The following is a 1,043-nucleotide window of genomic DNA, read 5'->3' as shown; positions in this document are numbered from 1 at the left end:
CCCGCGGTCGAGCGGCCGGTTCTGCCATTCCGCCATGCCGTCCATCACCTTGTCGGTGATCGTACTGATGGTCGTCTTGGACACGTCCGCGCCGTAGACCTCGGCCAGATGCGCGGAGATCTCCCCGTGCGTGGGGCCCTTTCGCGGACAGCGAGAGGACCATCTCATCCACGCCGGTCAGCCTGCGCTGCCGCTTCTTGACGATGGCCGGCTCGAAGGAGCCCTCCCGGTCGCGGGGCACGTCGATCTCGACTGGCCCGATGTCCGTCAGCACCGTCTTGGAACGGGTGCCGTTGCGGGAGTTGCCGCCGTCCTTGCCCGCCGGGTCGTGCTTGTCATAGCCGAGATGGTCGGTGATCTCGCCTTCCAGGGCGGACTCAAGAACCGTCTTGGAAGCTCCTATAGATCGTCAAGTGGTCGGCTGGAGCCGTTGAGGTGTGATGTGGGGGCGCGGCAGGTGTTTGTAGACCTCCCGGGCAACGAACCGTTTCAGACAGCGGATAATGTCCTTCTTCGACATGCCTTGGGCGGTGCGGCGGGCAACGTACTCCTGCGTCCGGCGATCGTGTCGCATGCGGACGATGACGATCGTGTGCAGAGCCCGGTTGGCCTGGCGGTCGCCTCCGCGGTTGAGCCGGTGCCGGTTCGTGCGGCCAGAAGATGCTGGGATGGGTGTGGCCGCGCACAGATGCGCGAAGGACGCCTCGGACCTCAGCCGCTCGGGGTTGTCACCAGCGGTGATCAGGAGTTGTCCGGCAGTCTCGGGGCCGACACCCGGCAGAGCAACCAGCTGCGGTGCGGCCCTCGTGACCAGGGGCTTGAGCTCAGCGTCCGTGTCGACAATCTCTTGGGTGAGTGCCCGGTAACGGCGGGCGAGGCGCCGCAGAGCTGTCCTGACAGCGCAGGCCGGATCCGCTAGATCGCCGGCGGGGCGGGAGCGGGTCAGGTGGTCGATCAGTTCCACCGTGGGCAATCCCCGGAACTGCTCGCGCACTTCGGCAGGGGCGGTGATGAGCAGGGTCCGGATCTGGTTGATGGTCTGA

General features: G+C 66.3%; 1 protein-coding gene and 1 pseudogene. Both read right to left on the bottom strand.

Features of this window, described 5'->3' with window-relative positions; genetic code table 11:
* Positions 1 to 394 (bottom strand): annotated as a pseudogene (locus tag H8R17_RS45525) (transposase); the annotation flags it as partial.
* A gap of 15 nt (positions 395 to 409) precedes the next feature.
* Positions 410 to 1,043: transposase (locus H8R17_RS45520; RefSeq protein ID WP_187829000.1), on the bottom strand; the 634-nt coding region annotated here is incomplete at its 5' end.

This window comes from Streptomyces sp. TRM68367 (genome assembly GCF_014495685.1).
GTDB lineage: Bacteria > Actinomycetota > Actinomycetes > Streptomycetales > Streptomycetaceae > Streptomyces.
Note: the sequence above shows the minus strand (reverse complement) of the source record. Positions and strands in the feature narration are given on the sequence as shown.